The 18,390-nt window shown below is 70.8% G+C and carries 21 protein-coding genes; 15 read left to right on the forward strand and 6 right to left on the reverse strand.

Annotated elements, in window-relative coordinates:
* Positions 1–74 precede the first annotated feature (74 nt).
* The 4 genes from ACZ44S_RS16585 to ACZ44S_RS16600 all read right to left on the reverse strand — a co-directional run bounded on the left by ACZ44S_RS16585 (position 75) and on the right by ACZ44S_RS16600 (position 3,786).
* Complete coding sequence (locus ACZ44S_RS16585; RefSeq protein ID WP_466929399.1) at positions 75–1,106, reverse strand: COX15/CtaA family protein; 1,032 nt, start codon at positions 1,104–1,106, stop codon at positions 75–77.
* Between the two features lie 53 nt (positions 1,107–1,159).
* Positions 1,160–1,930, reverse strand: coding sequence for an ABC transporter permease (locus ACZ44S_RS16590; protein ID WP_466929401.1), 771 nt, complete (start codon positions 1,928–1,930; stop codon positions 1,160–1,162).
* 88 nt (positions 1,931–2,018) lie between these two features.
* On the reverse strand, positions 2,019–2,942 hold the full coding sequence (locus ACZ44S_RS16595) for an ABC transporter ATP-binding protein (protein WP_466929403.1): 924 nt from the start codon (positions 2,940–2,942) through the stop codon (positions 2,019–2,021).
* A gap of 31 nt (positions 2,943–2,973) precedes the next feature.
* Entirely contained in the window at positions 2,974–3,786 is an 813-nt protein-coding gene (locus ACZ44S_RS16600; RefSeq protein WP_466929405.1) for an AAC(3) family N-acetyltransferase, read from the reverse strand.
* A gap of 160 nt (positions 3,787–3,946) precedes the next feature.
* Between ACZ44S_RS16600 and ACZ44S_RS16605 the strand changes: the two genes are divergently transcribed.
* The 12 genes from ACZ44S_RS16605 (at position 3,947) to ACZ44S_RS16660 (ending at position 12,917) form a co-directional block, all read left to right on the forward strand.
* Positions 3,947–4,660: a helix-turn-helix transcriptional regulator gene (locus tag ACZ44S_RS16605; protein ID WP_466929407.1), complete on the forward strand. Its 714-nt coding sequence runs from the start codon at positions 3,947–3,949 to the stop codon at positions 4,658–4,660.
* Positions 4,657–6,078 carry a Fe-S cluster assembly protein SufB gene (gene sufB / locus ACZ44S_RS16610; protein ID WP_004932805.1) on the forward strand — a complete coding sequence of 474 codons (1,422 nt, stop codon included), beginning with the start codon at positions 4,657–4,659 and terminating at the stop codon, positions 6,076–6,078. Before ACZ44S_RS16605 ends, sufB begins: the two co-directional genes overlap by 4 nt.
* Before the next feature lie 58 nt (positions 6,079–6,136).
* Positions 6,137–7,363, forward strand: coding sequence for a Fe-S cluster assembly protein SufD (gene sufD / locus ACZ44S_RS16615; protein WP_466929410.1), 1,227 nt, complete (start codon positions 6,137–6,139; stop codon positions 7,361–7,363).
* Positions 7,360–7,677 (forward strand): non-heme iron oxygenase ferredoxin subunit, encoded by a 318-nt coding sequence (locus tag ACZ44S_RS16620; RefSeq protein WP_125507417.1) that lies wholly within the window; start codon positions 7,360–7,362, stop codon positions 7,675–7,677. Before sufD ends, ACZ44S_RS16620 begins: the two co-directional genes overlap by 4 nt.
* A 7-nt stretch (positions 7,678–7,684) precedes the next feature.
* Positions 7,685–8,449: a Fe-S cluster assembly ATPase SufC gene (sufC, locus tag ACZ44S_RS16625; RefSeq protein WP_466929413.1), complete on the forward strand. Its 765-nt coding sequence runs from the start codon at positions 7,685–7,687 to the stop codon at positions 8,447–8,449.
* Positions 8,446–9,702 carry a cysteine desulfurase gene (locus ACZ44S_RS16630; RefSeq protein ID WP_466929416.1) on the forward strand — a complete coding sequence of 419 codons (1,257 nt, stop codon included), beginning with the start codon at positions 8,446–8,448 and terminating at the stop codon, positions 9,700–9,702. Before sufC ends, ACZ44S_RS16630 begins: the two co-directional genes overlap by 4 nt.
* 11 nt (positions 9,703–9,713) lie before the next feature.
* On the forward strand, positions 9,714–10,178 hold the full coding sequence (gene sufU / locus ACZ44S_RS16635) for a Fe-S cluster assembly sulfur transfer protein SufU (protein ID WP_030820953.1): 465 nt from the start codon (positions 9,714–9,716) through the stop codon (positions 10,176–10,178).
* Complete coding sequence (locus tag ACZ44S_RS16640; protein ID WP_030224563.1) at positions 10,175–10,507, forward strand: metal-sulfur cluster assembly factor; 333 nt, start codon at positions 10,175–10,177, stop codon at positions 10,505–10,507. The genes sufU and ACZ44S_RS16640 overlap by 4 nt, the downstream gene beginning before the upstream one ends.
* Before the next feature lie 104 nt (positions 10,508–10,611).
* Positions 10,612–10,932, forward strand: coding sequence for a DMT family transporter (locus ACZ44S_RS16645; protein ID WP_466929418.1), 321 nt, complete (start codon positions 10,612–10,614; stop codon positions 10,930–10,932).
* Positions 10,932–11,510, forward strand: a complete 579-nt coding sequence (locus ACZ44S_RS16650; protein ID WP_466929421.1) for a TetR/AcrR family transcriptional regulator — start codon at positions 10,932–10,934, stop codon at positions 11,508–11,510. The genes ACZ44S_RS16645 and ACZ44S_RS16650 overlap by 1 nt, the downstream gene beginning before the upstream one ends.
* Positions 11,511–11,563: 53 nt before the next feature.
* A complete protein-coding gene (dapD, locus tag ACZ44S_RS16655) occupies positions 11,564–12,553 on the forward strand; it encodes a 2,3,4,5-tetrahydropyridine-2,6-dicarboxylate N-succinyltransferase (RefSeq protein WP_466929424.1) in 990 nt (329 codons plus the stop codon).
* A gap of 124 nt (positions 12,554–12,677) precedes the next feature.
* Positions 12,678–12,917 carry a hypothetical protein gene (locus ACZ44S_RS16660; protein ID WP_466929426.1) on the forward strand — a complete coding sequence of 80 codons (240 nt, stop codon included), beginning with the start codon at positions 12,678–12,680 and terminating at the stop codon, positions 12,915–12,917.
* A gap of 70 nt (positions 12,918–12,987) precedes the next feature.
* On the opposite strand, the gene dapA is transcribed toward ACZ44S_RS16660, so the two are convergent.
* Positions 12,988–13,866 (reverse strand): 4-hydroxy-tetrahydrodipicolinate synthase, encoded by an 879-nt coding sequence (gene dapA / locus ACZ44S_RS16665; RefSeq protein ID WP_466929428.1) that lies wholly within the window; start codon positions 13,864–13,866, stop codon positions 12,988–12,990.
* A 132-nt stretch (positions 13,867–13,998) separates the two neighbouring features.
* Between dapA and ACZ44S_RS16670 the strand changes: the two genes are divergently transcribed.
* Positions 13,999–14,415, forward strand: a complete 417-nt coding sequence (locus tag ACZ44S_RS16670) for a phage holin family protein (RefSeq protein ID WP_466929430.1) — start codon at positions 13,999–14,001, stop codon at positions 14,413–14,415.
* Positions 14,412–14,774: a DUF3618 domain-containing protein gene (locus ACZ44S_RS16675; protein WP_466929433.1), complete on the forward strand. Its 363-nt coding sequence runs from the start codon at positions 14,412–14,414 to the stop codon at positions 14,772–14,774. The genes ACZ44S_RS16670 and ACZ44S_RS16675 overlap by 4 nt, the downstream gene beginning before the upstream one ends.
* Positions 14,775–14,890: 116 nt before the next feature.
* On the opposite strand, the gene ACZ44S_RS16680 is transcribed toward ACZ44S_RS16675, so the two are convergent.
* Positions 14,891–16,699: an endonuclease/exonuclease/phosphatase family protein gene (locus ACZ44S_RS16680; protein ID WP_466929435.1), complete on the reverse strand. Its 1,809-nt coding sequence runs from the start codon at positions 16,697–16,699 to the stop codon at positions 14,891–14,893.
* A 212-nt stretch (positions 16,700–16,911) separates the two neighbouring features.
* Here ACZ44S_RS16680 and ACZ44S_RS16685 point away from each other — a divergent pair, with 212 nt between their 5' ends.
* Complete coding sequence (locus ACZ44S_RS16685; RefSeq protein WP_466929438.1) at positions 16,912–18,348, forward strand: hypothetical protein; 1,437 nt, start codon at positions 16,912–16,914, stop codon at positions 18,346–18,348.
* The last annotated feature ends 42 nt before the right edge of the window (positions 18,349–18,390 follow it).

Below are 18,390 nucleotides of genomic sequence, written 5' to 3' on the forward strand. Positions count from 1 at the left end.
TCCTGCACGGGGCGCCGCCCGCGACGGCCGGCCGCCGGGAAGTGGGCGCCACGCCGGGCCCGGCCGACCCGCGACTATCGGGGACCGGCGATCGACGCGCTCGTGGCCGGCTCCTGGGCGACCGGCGCGGCAGCCGCCCCCGGCACCGTCTCCTCCGGGCGCTCGCGCAGCGACAGCAGGACCCGGAGCACCCAGATCCACATCACGCACGAGCCGAACATGTGCAGGCCCACCAGCACCTCGGGGAGGTCGGTGAAGTACTGCACATAGCCGATGGCGCCCTGCGCGAGCAGGATCAGGAAGAGTTCGCGGGTGCGGGCCAGGGGGCCCGCGGGGGCGTCGACCGCCTTCAGGACGAACCACAGGGCGAACGTCAGCGTCACCACGATCCACGCCAGCACGGCGTGCAGCTTGCTGACCGTCTCCCAGTCCAGCGGCATCCGCGGTACCTCGCTGGAGTCACCCGCGTGCGGGCCGGCACCGGTGACCACCGTGCCGACCGCGATCAGCAGCACGGAGGCGGTCACCTGGAACCACACCAGCTGCTGCACGGCCTTGCCGACCAGCGGCCGCGGCTCGGCGTCGCCCTCGCGGGTGCGCTGCCACATCACCGTGGCGACCGCGATCAGCGCCGAGGACAGCAGGAAGTGCGCCGCCACCGTGTACGGGTTCAGGCCGACGAGGACCACGACGCCGCCGAGGATCGCGTTGCCCATCACGACCCAGAACTGCGCCCAGCCCAGCAGGGTCAGACTGCGCCGGTACGGCTTCTGCGAGCGGGCCGCGATGATCGCCCAGCCGACCGCGGCGCAGAGCACGTACGTCAGCAGGCGGTTGCCGAACTCGATGACGCCGTGCAGGCCCATCTCGCTGGTCGTGGTGAGCGAGTCGTCGGTGCACTTGGGCCAGGTCGGGCAGCCGAGGCCGGAGCCGGTCAGCCGTACGGCACCGCCGGTGACCACGATGACCACCGACATGACGAGCGCGGCGAGGGCCGCCCGCCGGACCGTCCGGGGGTCCGGGGTCCAGCGTGCGGCGATGAAGGCGAGCGGGTTGCGCAGGGCCGCCTGGGCGTCGGCGCGGGTCACGTTTGGCACGCGTCCCATCGTATGCGGCCGCTTGTGCACGCTTTCACGAGGGTCCGTCCCGGCCACGCCGCCTACTCCCAGCGGAAGAACTTCCCGGCCGCCGCAAGGCCGGCGACCGCCCACACGGCGAGGATCCCGAGGCTGCCCCAGGGCATCCCGGCCCCGTGCTGGAGCACGTCCCGCAGGCCCTCGGAGAGCGCGGAGATCGGCAGCAGGCCGAGCACGTCCTGCGCCGCGTCCGGGAATTCGTCCAGCGGCACGACGACCCCGCCGCCGACGAGCAGCAACAGGAACACCAGGTTGGCGGCGGCGAGCGTCGCCTCCGCCTTGAGCGTGCCCGCCATCAGCAGGCCCAGCCCGGAGAACGCGGCCGTGCCCAGGACCAGCAGCAGGACCACCGCGACGGGGCTGCCCTGCGGGGACCAGCCGAGCGCGAGGGCGATCACTGTCACCAGGAGCACCTGGAGGACCTCGGTGACCAGCACCGACAGCGTCTTCGCCGTCATCAGGCCCCAGCGCGGCAGCGGCGACGCGGCCAGCCGCTTCAGCACGCCGTAGCGGCGCTCGAAGCCGGTCGCGATGGCCTGGCCGGTGAACGCCGTCGACATCACGGCGAGCGCGAGGATGCCGGGGGCGAGGAAGTCGACCGCCTCGCCGTCACCGGTGTCCACCACGTCCACGGTGCTGAAGAGCACCAGCAGCAGCGTGGGGATGATCACCGTCAGCAGCAGCTGCTCGCCGTTGCGCAGCAGCATCTTCGTCTCGAGCACGGCCTGCGCGGCGATCATGCGGGCCAGGGGCGCCGCACCCGGCTTGGGGGAATAGGTACCGGTGGCGGTCACGCGCGCAACTCCTTGCCCGTCAGTTCCAGGCTGTGTCTTCCCGGGGGACGACCCCCGGACCCCCGGCCGGTCTCCGTCCGGGCCGCCGTCATCCGCGCAACTCCTTGCCCGTCAGTTCCAGGAAGACGTCCTCGAGGGTGTGCCGCTCCACCGAGATCCGGTCCGGCATCACCCCGTGCTGGGCGCACCAGGACGTCACCGTGGCGAGCAGCTGCGGGTCGACCTTGCCGGCGACCCGGTACGAGCCGGGGGCCACCTCGGCGGCCGTGGAGTCGGAGGGCAGGGCCTTGAGCAGCGAGAGCACGTCCAGTCCCGGGCGCCCGGAGAAGCGCAGGGTGTTCTCGGCGCCGCCCCTGCACAGCTCCTCCGGGGTGCCCTGGGCGATGACGCGGCCGGCGTCGATGATCGCCACGTCGTCGGCGAGTTGTTCGGCCTCGTCCATGTAGTGCGTGGTGAGGATGACGGACACGCCGTCGGTGCGCAGATCGCGTACGAGGTCCCAGGTGGCGCGGCGGGCCTGCGGGTCGAGGCCGGCCGTCGGCTCGTCGAGGAAGACCAGTTCCGGGCGGCCGACCACGGCCATGGCCAGGGCGAGCCGCTGCTGCTGGCCGCCGGAGAGCCGCCGGTACGAGGTGCGGCCGCAGGAGCCGAGCCCCAGCCGCTCGATCAGCGCGTCCACGTCCAGCGGATGGGCGTGGAGCTTCGCCACATGCCGCAGCATCTCCTCGGCCCGGGCGCCCGAGTAGACGCCGCCGGACTGGAGCATCACTCCCAGGCGGGGCCGCAGCTCCGCCGCCTGTGCCACCGGGTCGAGGCCCAGGACGCGCACCGTGCCGGAGTCCGGCCGCCGGTACCCCTCGCAGCTCTCGACCGTGGTCGTCTTGCCCGCTCCGTTGGGTCCGAGCACGGCGGTCACGCCCTGCCGGGCCACCAGGTCGAGGCCGTTCACCGCGGTCTTCGTGCCGTACCGCTTCACCAGGGCCTGCACCTGGACCACGGGCTCACTTCGCATGGGTCACGAGTTTAGGGAGGCGGCCGAGGCCTCAGACCGCGGGGTGCTCCACCTCCCCCTCCCGGGGCCGGTGCACCGGCAGCCACCGCTCGGCGTAGGCCACGGCCTCCGCCACGGGAAACAGCCGGGCCTCGGCCGCCCCGACCCCGCCGCGTACGACGGGACGGTCGCGTTCGAAGTCGTGGCCGAGCTCGTCGAACCGCTCGGAGGTGATCGACACCTCGGTCACCGTCTCCCAGCCGTCGGGCGCGGGGCGCCCCACCCGCACGCGCGGGGACGGGACGCGGTATTCGGCGAGGTGGAAGCTGGTGCAGCTGTCGTATCCGGCGCCGAGCAGCAGAACCCGCGCGGCGAGCCGTTCCAGCGTCGCCAGGGGGCTGAGCTCGCCGAGCCGGCAGTCGCTCGCGTGTCCGGCGACGACCTCCGCCGCGCGGGCTCCCACCGCGGCGAACGACGTCTGCGGATGCGCGCTGCGCAGCGCCCCCGGCCAGGTCCTCACGGTCTCCGGGACCACGCCGACCCCGCGCGAGGGCGTGGTCAGCGGGTCGTAGGCGGGCATCGTGGCCCGGATGTCCGCCCACCACTCCTCGGGCACCGGCGGCGCCTGCCACAGCGCGGGATCGGAGAGGTGGCCGGACTGCGTGGGGACGACCAGCGTGCCGTCCGGGCCGAGCGCGTCGAGCAGCGCGCGGACGACGGTGACCGGTCCGCCGTTCACCCAGCCGAGGGAGCTGAGCGAGGAGTGGACGAGAAGGATCTCGCCGGGCCGGACACCGAGCTCGCGCAGCTGTGCGGCCAGAGTGTCCCGGGTGACAAGAGGGCCGGTCGGAGGGGGTGTGGGCATGGTTCCGGAGTGTTCCGGACACCGTCCGAGGACGCCACCGATTTGATCGATCAAAGATCGTTTCCGCAGGTCAAATTAGGTTTACCTAAGTGATGCAGCGCACTTCGGGTCCTCCGGGCGCGGCTTGCCCGGCTCAGACGAATTACGCAACAATGGCGTTGTGAAAAACGTCGGCGAGGCTTCCCACGAGGAACTGGCAACCGGTGAGCGGTCCACCCGCAACCGCGTCGCCCGCTCCATCCTGGACCACGGCCCGTCGACCGTCGCCGAGCTGGCCGACCGACTCGGACTCACCCAGGCGGCCGTACGCCGGCATCTGGACGCACTGACCGCCGACAACGTGGTGGAAGCCCGTGAACGGCGGGTCTACGGCGCACGCACGCGCGGGCGCCCGGCCAAGGTGTTCGCCCTGACCGACTGCGGACGCGACGCCTTCGACCAGTCCTACGACAAGCTGGCCGTGGACGCCCTGCGCTGGATCGGTGAGCGGGAGGGCGGAAGCGAGGCGATCGCCGCCTTCGCCCGCGCCCGGATCGCCGCCCAGGCGGGGGCCTACCGGAAGGCGGTCGCCGCCGCGGCACCCGAGGACCGTACGGAAGCGCTGGCCAAGGCCCTGAGCGCGGACGGGTACGCTGCGACTGCGCGCAGCGCACCGGTCGGCGAGCAGCTCTGCCAGCACCACTGTCCGGTCGCCCACGCCGCCGAGGAATTCCCGCAGCTGTGCGAGGCCGAGACGGAATTCTTCGCCGAGCTTCTCGGTACGCATGTGCAGCGACTGGCCACCATCGCGCACGGCGACGGCGTCTGCACGACGTTCATCCCCAAGATTTCCCACCACGCATCTGAAAGCACGTCCGGGAGGAACCCCGCATGACTCTCCCCACGGAGACTGCCCACCCCGAGCTGGAGGGTCTGGGCAACTACGAGTACGGCTGGGCCGACCGTGACGAGGCCGGTGCGTCGGCGCGCCGCGGCCTGAACGAGGACGTCGTCCGGGACATCTCCGCGAAGAAGGACGAGCCGGAGTGGATGACCAAGCTCCGTCTCAAGGGCCTGCGCCTGTTCGAGAAGAAGCCCATGCCGAACTGGGGCTCCGACCTCTCCGGCATCGACTTCGACAACATCAAGTACTTCGTGCGCTCCACGGAGAAGCAGGCGGAGTCCTGGGAGGACCTGCCCGAGGACATCAAGAACACCTACGACAAGCTGGGCATCCCGGAGGCCGAGAAGAAGCGCCTCGTCGCCGGTGTCGCCGCGCAGTACGAGTCGGAGGTCGTCTACCACCAGATCCGTGAGGACCTGGAGGAGCAGGGCGTCATCTTCCTCGACACCGACACGGCGCTGAAGGAGCACCCGGAGCTCTTCAAGGAGTACTTCGGCACCGTCATCCCGGTCGGCGACAACAAGTTCGCCTCGCTGAACTCCGCCGTGTGGTCCGGCGGCTCCTTCATCTACGTGCCGCCGGGCGTGCACGTCGAGATCCCGCTCCAGGCCTACTTCCGGATCAACACCGAGAACATGGGCCAGTTCGAGCGCACCCTGATCATCGTCGACGAGGGCGCCTACGTGCACTACGTCGAGGGCTGCACCGCCCCGATCTACAAGTCGGACTCGCTGCACTCCGCGGTCGTCGAGATCATCGTCAAGAAGAACGCCCGCTGCCGCTACACGACCATCCAGAACTGGTCGAACAACGTCTACAACCTGGTCACCAAGCGCGCCGTGGCCTACGAGGGCGCGACCATGGAGTGGGTCGACGGCAACATCGGCTCCAAGGTGACGATGAAGTACCCGGCCGTCTACCTGATGGGCGAGCACGCCAAGGGCGAGACGCTGTCCATCGCCTTCGCCGGCGAGGGCCAGCACCAGGACGCGGGCGCCAAGATGGTCCACATGGCCCCGAACACCTCGTCCAACATCGTCTCCAAGTCGGTGGCGCGCGGCGGTGGCCGTACCTCCTACCGCGGTCTGATCGAGATCGGCGAGGGCGCCCCGGGCGCCAAGTCCAACGTGCTGTGCGACGCGCTGCTCGTCGACACCATCTCCCGCTCGGACACCTACCCCTACGTGGACGTCCGTGAGGACGACGTGTCCATGGGCCACGAGGCGACCGTCTCCAAGGTCTCCGAGGACCAGCTCTTCTACCTGATGAGCCGCGGCCTGAGCGAGTTCGAGGCGATGGCGATGATCGTGCGCGGCTTCGTCGAGCCGATCGCCAAGGAACTGCCGATGGAGTACGCGCTCGAGCTCAACCGGCTGATCGAGCTGCAGATGGAAGGCGCGGTCGGCTAAAGCACCACGCCGTTCCGTCAAGCCCCTTACGTAAAGGAAAGCGAGCACTACGACAGCCATGGCTGAGGCTCAGAACTCCCCCACTTCCGGCTTCGCTCCAGCGGGGGGACCCCCACCCGTGGGTTCCACCACCGCGGGCTCGATCGCGGTGGCCGCGGAGTCGACGGTCGCCACCCGTATGAGCGCGCCCCCGTCCTACGACGTGGCGGACTTCGCCGTCCCCCACGGCCGCGAGGAGGAGTGGCGGTTCACCCCGCTGGAGCGGCTGCGCGGTCTGCACGACGGCACCGCCACCGCCACCGCCACCGGCGAGGGCGTCAAGGTCGCCGTCGAGGCCCCCGAGGGCGTCACCGTCGAGACCGTCGGCCGCGACGACGCCCGGCTCGGCCGGGCGGGCACGCCGGTGGACCGCGTCGCCGCCCAGGCGTACTCCGCCTTCGAGCGGGCCTCGGTCGTGACCGTGCCGAAGGAGACCGTGCTCACCGAGCCGATCCGCATCGCGGTGCACGGCGAGGGCGGCACGGCCTACGGCCACCAGCTGATCGAGCTCGGCGCCTTCGCCGAGGCCCTCGTGGTCATCGACCACACCGGGGACGCGGTGCTCGCCGCCAACGTCGACTTCGTCCTCGGCGACGGCGCCAAGCTGACCGTCGTCTCCGTCCAGGACTGGGACGACAAGGCCGTGCACGTCGCCCAGCACAACGCCCTGGTCGGCCGCGACGCCTCCTTCAAGTCGGTCGTCGTCACCTTCGGCGGCGACGTCGTACGCCTCCACCCGCGCGTGTCCTACGCCGGCCCCGGCGGCGAGGCCGAGCTGTTCGGCCTGTACTTCACCGACGCCGGCCAGCACCAGGAGCACCGCCTCCTGGTCGACCACAACGTCCCGCACTGCAAGTCCAACGTCGTCTACAAGGGCGCACTCCAGGGCGACGACGCGCACGCCGTGTGGATCGGTGACGTGCTCATCGAGGCCAAGGCCGAGGGCACCGACACCTACGAGATGAACCGCAACCTGGTCCTCACCGACGGCGCCCGCGTCGACTCCGTGCCCAATCTGGAGATCGAGACCGGCGAGATCGTCGGTGCCGGCCACGCCTCCGCGACCGGCCGCTTCGACGACGAGCAGCTCTTCTACCTGATGGCCCGCGGCATCCCCGAGAAGGACGCCCGCCGTCTGGTGGTCCGCGGCTTCTTCGCCGAGCTCGTGCAGCAGATCGGCGTCCCGGACATCGAGGAGCGTCTGATCGCCAAGATCGAGGAGGAGCTGGAGGCGGCGGTCGCATGACCTTCGTACGCGCCTGCGGGCTGAGCGAGCTGGAGGAGGACACCCCGAAGCGGGTGGAACTCGACGGCACGCCGGTTTCCGTCGTGCTCACCGAGGGCGAGGTGTTCGCGATCAACGACATCTGCTCGCACGCGAACGTCTCGCTGTCGGAGGGCGAGGTGGACGACTGCCACATCGAGTGCTGGCTGCACGGCTCGCGTTTCGACCTCCGTTCGGGCAAGCCCGACGCCCTTCCGGCGACGCGCCCCGTCCCCGTATACCCCGTAAAGATCGAAGGGGACGACGTGCTCGTCTCCGTCACCCAGGAGTCCTGAGGCACCCATGGCAACGCTTGAAATCCGAGACCTGCACGTCACCGTCGAGGTCGAGAACGGCACGAAGGAAATCCTCAAGGGTGTCGACCTCACCGTGAAGCAGGGCGAGACGCACGCCATCATGGGCCCGAACGGCTCCGGCAAGTCGACCCTCGCCTACTCCCTCGCGGGTCACCCCAAGTACACGGTCACCGGCGGCACCGTCACCCTCGACGGCGAGGACGTCCTGGAGATGTCCGTCGACGAGCGTGCCCGGGCCGGTCTGTTCCTCGCCATGCAGTACCCGGTCGAGGTCCCCGGCGTCTCCGTCTCCAACTTCCTGCGCACCTCCGCCACCGCCGTCCGCGGCGAGGCCCCCAAGCTGCGCACCTGGGTGAAGGAGGTCAAGGAGGCCATGGAGCGCCTCAACATGGACCCCGCCTTCGCCGAGCGCAACGTCAACGAGGGCTTCTCCGGCGGTGAGAAGAAGCGCCACGAGATCCTCCAGCTCGAGCTGCTCAAGCCGAAGGTCGCGATCCTCGACGAGACCGACTCCGGCCTGGACGTCGACGCCCTGCGCGTCGTCTCCGAGGGCGTCAACCGCGTCCGCGAGTCCGGCGAGGTCGGCACCCTGCTGATCACGCACTACACGCGCATCCTGCGCTACATCAAGCCCGACCACGTGCACGTGTTCGCGAACGGTCGTATCGCCGAGTCCGGCGGCGCGGAGCTCGCCGACCAGCTCGAGGCAGAGGGCTACGACAAGTACGTGAAGGGTGGCGCATCCGAGTGACACAGCTGCCGGGCCTCCTCGACACCGAGGCGATCCGCAAGGACTTCCCCATCCTGGACCGGCAGGTCCACGACGGGCGCAAGCTCGTGTACCTGGACAACGCGGCGACCAGCCAGAAGCCGCGCCAGGTACTGGACGCACTCGGTGAGTACTACGAGCGCTACAACGCCAACGTCCACCGCGGTGTGCATGTGCTCGCCGAGGAGGCCACGGCGCTGTACGAGGGTGCGCGCGACAAGGTGGCGGAGTTCGTCAACGCCCCCTCGCGCGACGAGGTGATCTTCACCAAGAACGCCTCCGAGTCGCTCAACCTCGTGGCCAACATGCTCGGCTGGGCCGACGAGCCCTACCGGGTGGACCACGAGACCGAGATCGTCATCACGGAGATGGAGCACCACTCCAACATCGTGCCCTGGCAGCTGCTGGCGCAGCGCACGGGCGCGAAGCTGAAGTGGTTCGGCCTCACCGACGACGGCCGGCTCGACCTGTCGAACATCGACGAGATCATCACGGAGAAGACGAAGATCGTCTCCTTCGTGCTGGTGTCCAACATCCTGGGCACGGTCAACCCGGTCGAGGCGATAGTGCGCCGTGCCCAGGAGGTCGGCGCGCTCGTGTGCATCGACGCCTCCCAGGCCGCGCCGCACATGCCGCTGGACGTCCAGGCCCTCCAGGCCGATTTCGTGGCCTTCACCGGTCACAAGATGTGCGGCCCGACCGGCATCGGCGTCCTCTGGGGCCGCCAGGAGCTGCTGGAGGACCTGCCTCCGTTCCTCGGCGGCGGCGAGATGATCGAGACCGTGTCGATGAGCTCGTCGACCTACGCCCCGGCCCCGCACAAGTTCGAGGCGGGCACCCCGCCGATCGCCCAGGCGGTCGGTCTCGGCGCGGCGATCGACTACCTGTCGGCCATCGGCATGGACAAGATCCTCGCCCATGAGCACGCGATCACCGAGTACGCGGTCAAGCGGCTGGCCGAGGTCCCGGACCTGCGCATCATCGGCCCCGCCACGGCCGAGGACCGCGGCGCCGCGATCTCGTTCACCCTGGGTGACATCCACCCGCACGACGTGGGCCAGGTCCTCGACGAGCAGGGCATCGCGGTACGCGTGGGTCATCACTGCGCCCGCCCTGTCTGCCTGCGGTACGGAATTCCTGCGACCACGCGAGCGTCGTTCTATCTGTACTCCACGCCGGCCGAGGTCGACGCCCTGGTCGACGGCCTGGAGCACGTACGGAACTTCTTCGGATGAGGGGCTGAGGCGTGAAGCTGGACTCCATGTACCAGGACGTCATCCTGGACCACTACAAGAACCCGCACGGGCGTGGTCTGAGGGACGGCGACGCCGAGGTGCACCACGTCAACCCGACGTGCGGCGACGAGATCACACTGCGCGTGAAGTACGACGGCACGACGATCAGCGACGTCAGCTACGAGGGCCAGGGCTGCTCCATCAGCCAGGCCTCCGCCTCCGTGCTGAACGACCTGCTGGTCGGCAAGGACCTCGCCGAGGCGCAGCGGATCCAGGGGACCTTCCTGGAACTGATGCAGTCCAAGGGGAAGATCGAGCCCGACGACGCGATGGAGGAGATCCTGGAGGACGCGGTCGCGTTCGCCGGGGTGTCCAAGTACCCGGCCCGGGTGAAGTGCGCCCTCCTCAGCTGGATGGCGTGGAAGGACGCGACGGCCCAGGCGCTGGGCGCCGACGCCGAAAGGACTACGGCATGAGCGAGACCCTGGAGATGAAGCCGGCCTCGGAGGAGGAGCTCCGCGAGGCCCTGATGGACGTCGTCGACCCCGAACTGGGCATCGACGTCGTCAACCTCGGCCTCATCTACGGCATCCACGTCGACGACTCCAATGTGGCGACCGTCGACATGACCCTGACCTCCGCGGCCTGTCCCCTGACGGACGTCATCGAGGACCAGGCCAAGTCCGCCACGGACGGTCTGGTCAGCGAGCTGCGCATCAACTGGGTGTGGATGCCGCCGTGGGGCCCCGACAAGATCACGGACGACGGACGCGAGCAGCTCCGGGCGTTGGGGTTCAACGTCTGAGACACGCTTCGACGACAGCGGCGGCGCCGGAAGGCGCCGCCGCTGTCGTGTTCTCACCCGCGCCGTTGTGTACGCCCGTACATCCGTTGTGTACGTTCGTACGCATGGGATATCTGCTGCTGTCCGGCGCCATCGTCGCCGAGGTCTGCGCCACCACCGCCATGAAGTACAGCGAGGGCTTCAGCAGGCTCTGGCCCTCGCTGCTGACCGTGGCCGGCTACCTGATCTCCTTCGCGCTCCTGGCCCAGACGCTCCGGACCGTCGCCATCGGCACCGCGTACGCGATCTGGGCCGGCGTGGGCACCGCCGCCATCGCCACGATCGGCATCGTGTTCCTGGGGGAGGGGCTCACCGCCGCCAGGGCCGCGGGCATCGCCCTGATCATCATCGGAGTCGTGGTGCTGAACCTGGGAGGGGCCCACTGATGGCCCGGCGGTACGACCCCGAGCGACGGCAGCGGATCATCGACGCGGCGATCCGGGTGGTGGGCCGCAGTGGCATCGCCGGTCTCAGTCACCGCAGCGTCGCCGCCGAGGCGGACGTCCCGCTCGGCTCCACCACGTACCACTTCAAGACCCTCGACGAGCTGATGGTCGCCGCCCTGCGCCAGACCAACGAGGGCTTCGCCAAGGTGGTCGCCTCGCGCGGCGGTCCGGCGGACCCCGGCAGCGACCTCGCGGCCGAACTCGCCGCTCTGATCGGCGCATGGCTGGCCGGAGAGCGCACCGGAGTGGAGCTGGAGTACGAGCTGTACCTGGCCGCCCTGCGCCGCCCCGCCCTGCGCCCGGTCGCGGCCGAGTGGTGCGAGGGCGTCGCCGAGCACCTGTCCCGCCGCACCGACCCGGTCACCGCGCGGGGGCTGGTCGCGCTGGTGGACGGCATCTGTCTCCAGGTGCTGCTGACCGGCAGGCCCTACGACGAGGGGTACGCCCGGGAGGTGCTGGGACGGATGATCGCGGCGGGCCGAGGGGGCCCGGCGGCGGGCCGTTCGCCCGCCACGTGAGATGCCGGGGGACCGGTTCGCGTCCGTGGCCGCCGGGCGGTTAGGTTGCCCTTATGACCGACACGACTGCTCAGAGCACCACCGGCGCAGTGGCCGCCGGCCTCGCCACCGTCGCCGCCGACGGCACCGTTCTCGACACGTGGTTCCCCGCCCCCGAACTCGCCGCCGACCCCGGCCCGTCCGGCACCGAGCGGCTCTCCGCCGAGCGCGCCGCCGAACTGCTGGGCGGCGGCGCCACCGCGGCGGTCGGCCCCGACGCCCGCCGCGGTGTCGAGGTCGTCGCGGTCCGCACGGTCATCTCCTCGCTGGACGAGAAGCCGGTCGACGCGCACGACGTCTATCTGCGCCTCCACCTGCTCTCCCACCGCCTGGTCAAGCCGCACGGCCAGAACCTCGACGGCATCTTCGCCCACCTCGCCAACGTCGCCTGGACCTCGCTCGGCCCGGTCGCCGTGGACGACCTGGAGAAGGTCCGGCTCAACGCCCGCGCCGAGGGCCTGCACCTCGCCGTCACCTCCGTCGACAAGTTCCCGCGCATGACGGACTACGTCGCTCCCAAGGGCGTCCGGATCGCCGACGCCGACCGGGTACGGCTCGGCGCGCACCTCGCCGAGGGCACCACCGTCATGCACGAGGGCTTCGTCAACTTCAACGCCGGCACGCTCGGCACGTCGATGGTCGAGGGCCGCATCTCGGCCGGTGTCGTCATCGGCGACGGCTCCGACATCGGCGGCGGCGCCTCCACCATGGGCACCCTGTCCGGCGGCGGCAACGTCCGCATCTCCGTCGGCGAGCGGTGCCTGATCGGCGCCGAGGCGGGCGTCGGCATCGCCCTCGGGGACGAGTGCGTGGTCGAGGCGGGGCTGTACGTCACCGCCGGTACCCGCGTCACCATGCCCGACGGCGAGGTCGTCAAGGCGCGGGAGCTGTCCGGCGCCTCCCACATCCTGTTCCGCCGCAACTCCGTGACGGGCACGGTCGAGGCGCGCCCCAACAACGCGGTCTGGGGCGGCCTCAACGAGGTCCTCCACAGCCACAACTGACCCCGCCGTCACGCCCGTACGGGTTACTCCCCGTGACTTACGGGTCGTTTTGGCAGATGAACGGGTGGACACAGGGTCCGATCAGACGCCGGGACGACTGACATACAGGAAATGGGGACGGGCGATGAAGAACAAGTGGGTGCGGGGTGCGCTGCGCTGCGCCGTCGGCGTGATGGGTGTGGTGGCGGTGCTGATGCTGTGCGGCACACTCGCGGGCACCGCGCACGCGGACGAGACGTCCACGGGCTCGGACAACGGTCACCGCGTGGCACTGCTCAACACCGACGTCGGGCAGATCGACGACCCCGCGGAGGACGTGCTGGAGCACTTCCTGCTGTTCGGGGACGGATACCTCTGGGACTGATGCGCACGCGCCGTCCGCACGGGCCGGATCCCCACCGGGTGGGGGTCCGGCCCGTGCGTCGTCGGAGGCGTCAGACGGCCGCCAGGCCGAAGGCGCGCGTGAGTTCCGCGGTCGTGCCGGGCCCGGCCGGCCTCAGGGGTGGGCGGACCGGGCCCGCGGGGAGGTCCAGATCGGCGAGGAGGGCCTTGGCGGTGACCGTGCCGGGGAGACCGCTCGCCATCATCGCCTCGACGAGGGGCGTCATTCGCTGCTGGAGGCGGGCCGCGCCGGCGGTGTCCCCCGTGTCGAACGCGTCCAGGACGGCGCTGACGCGGTCCGGGGCCACGTTGGCCACCGTGCTGATGCAGCCGGCGCCGCCGACCGCGTACAGGGCGAGATTGAGCTCGTCGGACCCCGCGTAGTAGGCGAGGCCGGTGCTCGGGATCAGCTTCTGCGCGGACAGGAAGTCGTACGAACAGTCCTTCACCGCCACGATCCGCGGATGCTCAGCGAGGCGCAGCAGCGACTCCGGTGCGATGCGGACGCCCGTGCGGGAGGGGATGTCGTACAGGGCCAGGGGGAGGTCCGTGGTGTCGGCGATCTCCAGGAAGTGCGCCTCGACCGCGTCCTGCGGGGGGAGGCTGTAGTACGGGGCCGACACCAGGAGGCCGTCGGCGCCCGCCTTCTCGGCCTCGCGGGCCAGCCGGGCGGTGTGGGCCGTGTCGGGGGTGCCGACGCCCGCGACGATCGTCGCTCGGCTGCCGACGGCCTGGCGTACCGCCGTGACGAGGGCCGACTTCTCGGCGTCCGTGGTGGTGGGGGACTCGCCCGTGGTGCCGGACAGGACCAGGCCGTCGCAGCCGTGGGCGACCAGGTGGTCGGCCAGCCGCTGGGCGCCGTCGAGGTCGAGCGCGCCGGCCGGGGTGAACGGGGTGATCATCGCGCACAGGGTGCGGCCGAAAGGGGTCATGGGGGTAGTGTCGGCCTCCGAGGCGTGAAGTTCTACTTATCTGTTGTTACCGGTATCGGTAAGCGTTGCTTCATGGATAGACGGAGGTCGGCGGGGGTACTCGGGTCTCCCCGACCCGAGAGGAGGCGCATCGTGACCGGAACCATGGAGCGACGGCCGGTTCGCGACGAGCACAGCGTGGGCGAGCTCGTCGGGCAGGCCACCGAACAGATCTCACGGCTCGCACGGCAGGAAGTGGCACTCGCCAAGGAAGAGCTGGCGGAGAAGGGCCGTCGTGCCGGACGCGGCGGCGGGATGCTGGGGGCGGCGGGCGCGTTCGGCTACGCGGGGCTGCTTGCGCTGGCCGGTACGGGTGTCGCTGCGCTGGACCTGGTGCTGCCTCTGTGGGCCGCGGCGCTGATCGTCACGGGCGTGCTGTTCCTCATCGCCGGAGTACTGGCCCTCGCAGGCCGCGGTCAGCTGCGCCGGGCCACGCCGCCCAAGCCGGAGAGGACGCTGGGCAGCGTGAGGGCCGATGTGGACGAGATCAAGGGAAGGGCGCACCGATGACACACGACGTCAGGCGTGCGGGGGCCCGTGAAGGGGCCCACGTGGACGCGAAGGCGGAGGCTGCAGCGCCGGGCCGGGGCGCCAAGGGGCCCGACGAGCTGCGGCGGCAGATCGAGCAGACACGGCATGAACTCGGCGACACCGTCGAGGAGTTGGCCGGGAAGATGGACGTCAAGGGGCGGGCGAAGGCGCGGGCCGACGACCTCCGGGACCGGGCCGGTGCGATGACCGTGCAGATGCGCAGCAGTGCCGCCCACGCCGGAGAGACGGGGATGCGGTACCGCAAGCCGGTGATGATCGCGGGCGCGGTGGTCGCCGCGGTGGTGGGTGCGGTGATGGTGCAGCGCCATCGTTGCTGAGGCCGCCTGCGGCCCGGTTGCGTGGGGGCTGGTGAGCGCCCACGGTTCGGGGTGGGGCGGGGACGGGGCGGGTGCCCCCGCCCCGTCCCCGCATCGTCGTGGGCGGCTGCGCGTGCCTACGGGCGGAAGCGCAGGATCTGCGGGTCGTGGTCGCTGATCTGGTCGTGGAACTCCGCGTTGATGTGCACGCTGTCGTAGCTGAAGCGGCGGATGGACGGCGTGATCAGGATCTGGTCCAGGACCTGGCTGTTGCCCTGGTAGACGTACGAGTAACGCTCGGACCGGGGAAGGGACTTGACCGCCGACCAGAGGGTGTTTCGGCCCTCGAGGATGTCGGTCGTCTCCGAGAACTCGAAGTCGTTGATGTCGCCGAGGACCACGACCTTGGCGTTCTTCTGCGTCTTGAGGATCTTCGCGGTGAAGTCGTGCACCGCCTCGGCCTGGAGGTGACGCTGGGTCTCCGAGCCGCGGGACGGCGGCTGGTACGCGGAGGTCAGGCTCTGGTCGCCGCCCTTCGAGGAGAAGTGGTTGGCGATGACGATGACGGTGCGGCCACGGAAGGTGAACTCACCGGCCAGCGGCTTGCGGCTGTCCTCGAACGCCTCGGACGTCGGGTCGATCCGGCCGGGGGAGTTCGTCAGGGCCGCCTTCCCGCGGACCCTGGTGACGTCGGTGGGGGTGGTGGCGTCCCCGCCGGGGCGGTCGGTGAAGGAGACCCGGTCCGGGTTGAACAGGAACGCCTGGCGGATGTTGCCGCCCGGCTGGCCGCCGTCCTGCTTGTCGGCCGGGTCGATGGCGCGCCACTCGTAGCGCGGGCCCCCCGCCGCCTCGATGGCCTCGATCAGCCGGGCCAGGGTCAGGTCGGCGGCGACCGTGCCGTCGTCGGTGGCGCCGTTGTTGTCCTGGATCTCCTCCAGGGACACGATGTCGGGCGACCTGAGGTTGTTCACGATCGCGGCGGCGTGGGCGGCGAAGGTGTCGTCCGAGGGGTCGAGGTTCTCCACGTTGTAGGTCGCGACGGCCAGTTCCGACCGGTGCTGTCTGCGGGTCGTCTCGCGCTCGAGATCCCCGCTTCTCAGGGTGCCGAGCTCGTTGGCCACCAGGGTGTAGCCGCCGAACTGGTTGTAGTCCAGGGGGCCCGTGGTCTCGCCGGTGAGGGTGTCGCCGACGTTCGCGTCGGGGAAGTCGGCCGCCTTGCCCAGCGACTGGATCTGGAGACGGCCGGTGTTCTGCGAGCCGTACGAGCCGTAGACCGTGCCGCCCCGGAGGTTGCGGTGCTCCCAGGGCTTCACCGTGACCCAGAGCTCCGTGTACGGGTCGGTGGCGCCCACCACCCGGGTGTCGGAGACCTGGACGTTCATGCCCTCCAGGGACTCGTAGAGGTCCAGGGCGTAGGCAGAGGGGCGCAGGGTGAGGTCGTTGATCGAGCCGTTCGGCGCGGGGGCGTAGGCCGCCGGGACGGAACGCGCGGTGACCGGTGTCGCGGCCGGCACCGCGTTGCCGCTGGAGACGACCGTGAAGACCGGGCGGGTGATCTCGGTCAGGGACTGGTTGCCGGCTGACGTGCCGCCGGGGACGTACTCCGAGACCGTGCCGGACACCGTGACGGCGTCGCCGACCGCGACGCCCTTCGGCGTGGAGCCCGTGAAGACGAAGACCCCCTCGCTGGTGGCCGGGTCCGCGTCCGGTGCGGGGTCCTGGATCCAGAAGCCGCGTGACGAGCCGTAGGTGCGGACGCCGGTGACGATTCCGGCCACATCGGCGACCTGCTCGCCGGCGTACGGCGATATGCGGGTGTCGCCCTGGATGTCATGGATGCGCACGGAGTCCGCGTGCGCGGGCGAGGTGAGGACGACGGTGGACGCCGCGGTGCACACGGCGGCGACGGTGAGCGCGGCGAGACGCGCGGACGACTTGCTGGGCAACGGATTCCCTCCGGGAACGTGATCTACGCCGGGACGAGGGTGGAGCGTGGGTCACTCCCTGTCTACGCGCGTCAATCTCCAGCCTGGCCAAGCCACTTGTCAAGGTTTCGGCCATGTACGCTCACCGAAGAGGAGATGAAGCGGGCGGCATGGGTGGAAATCCGTCTAGGCTGAGCGGCTGAGTCGTAAGAGGCCCTAGGAGAAACAAGCCGATGTCAGACAGCTCCATCCTGCCGCCGGTGCGGCTGCGTGCCGAAGCGGAGCTGGCGCGCGACGCCCTGTCCACCCCGGTGCTGTCCCGGGCCGCGCGGCTCGCCCGCTGGGCCGGGCCCGCGACCCGCGTGGACGCGGGGGGCGGGCTCGTCGAGGAGCAGTTGCCGGAGGCCGCCGCGGAGCTGGGACTGACCGGGGACGACGCCGCGGCCCACGCCAGTGAGGCCTGGCGCGTCGCCGTCGACACCGGGCTCGTCGAGGTCGTCGACGAGGAGGAGGGGACGGTCGCGGCGGGCGCCGAACTCGCGGTGCTGACCGGGGGTTCGCCGCAGGACGTGCTGGGCGTCTGGCTCGCCGCCCTGGAGACGGTGCTCGGCGACGCGAGCGTCCCCGATCTGGGCGGGCTCGTCGACGCCATCGCCGAGGGTGAGGGCTCCGGGGAGCTCGACCTCGACGCCCTGGACTGGGATCCCGAGGCCGAGGCCGAGTTCCTGGACGCAGTGCTCGGCAACCTCTACCTGCTGACGGCCGGGGAGGAGGACCCCTCCGGGTCGCCCGTGCCGCTGCCCGCGCTGGCCGCGTCGGTGATCGTGCCCGGCGACATGGCCGAACCCTCCAATGACGTCCTGGAGCAGGTGTCCGACGCGATGATGCGCCTGGACGACCAGTTCCGCGTGCTGGAGCCCGTGGGACTCGTGGAGTACCAGCCGGTCGACGAGGCGCTCATGGCCGACGCCGACGAGGAGCCCGCCGCACCGGAGGACGACACCGACGTCTCCCGCTACGGCATGGTGCGGCTCACCCCCCTCGGCCTCTACGGGCTGCGCGCCCGGCTGCTGGAGGCCGGATTCGAGGCGCCGGCGGTCGGCGACCTCGCCGACAAGGGCGCCGACGCGCTGCTCGACGGCACGGCCGACTTCCCGCCGGTGGCGGCCCACGCGGAGACCGAACAGTGGCTCGCCCGGCGCGAACCCCTCGCGTCCGCACGGGAGTTGCTGGCGGCGGCACGCGGGGCCGACGAGGGCGCGCCGCTGCGGCGGCTGCGGTGCCAGCAGGCCCTGTCGCTGGTCGGCGCGTCCGCCGAACCCGCGTTGCGGGAGGTACTGGACGATCCCGAACTGGGCGGGCTGGCGCGGGTGTGGCTGGCCGAGCACGGGGCCGCCGACGTGCCGCCGCCGTCCGAGGCCATGATCTTCTGGCTGACCATCGACACGGTGGCCGCCCAGCTCGCCGCGGAGGGCAACTCGGAGGAGCTGCGCTCCCTGGTGGAAGGGCTGGCACAGCAGCACGGCGGCTTCTTCGACGCCGTCTGGCGGGTGGACCACCCGGCCACCGCGGACGTGCTGGAGGCCATGGGACGGCTGCACCCGGACAAGAAGGTCGCCAAGGAGGCGCGGAAGGCCGCCTTCAAGGCGCGCTCGCAGCACGGCGGCTGAGCTTCACGGGAGCGGGGAGTGCCGTGACCCCCGGCGTTCAAC

This window comes from Streptomyces malachitofuscus, assembly GCF_055571035.1.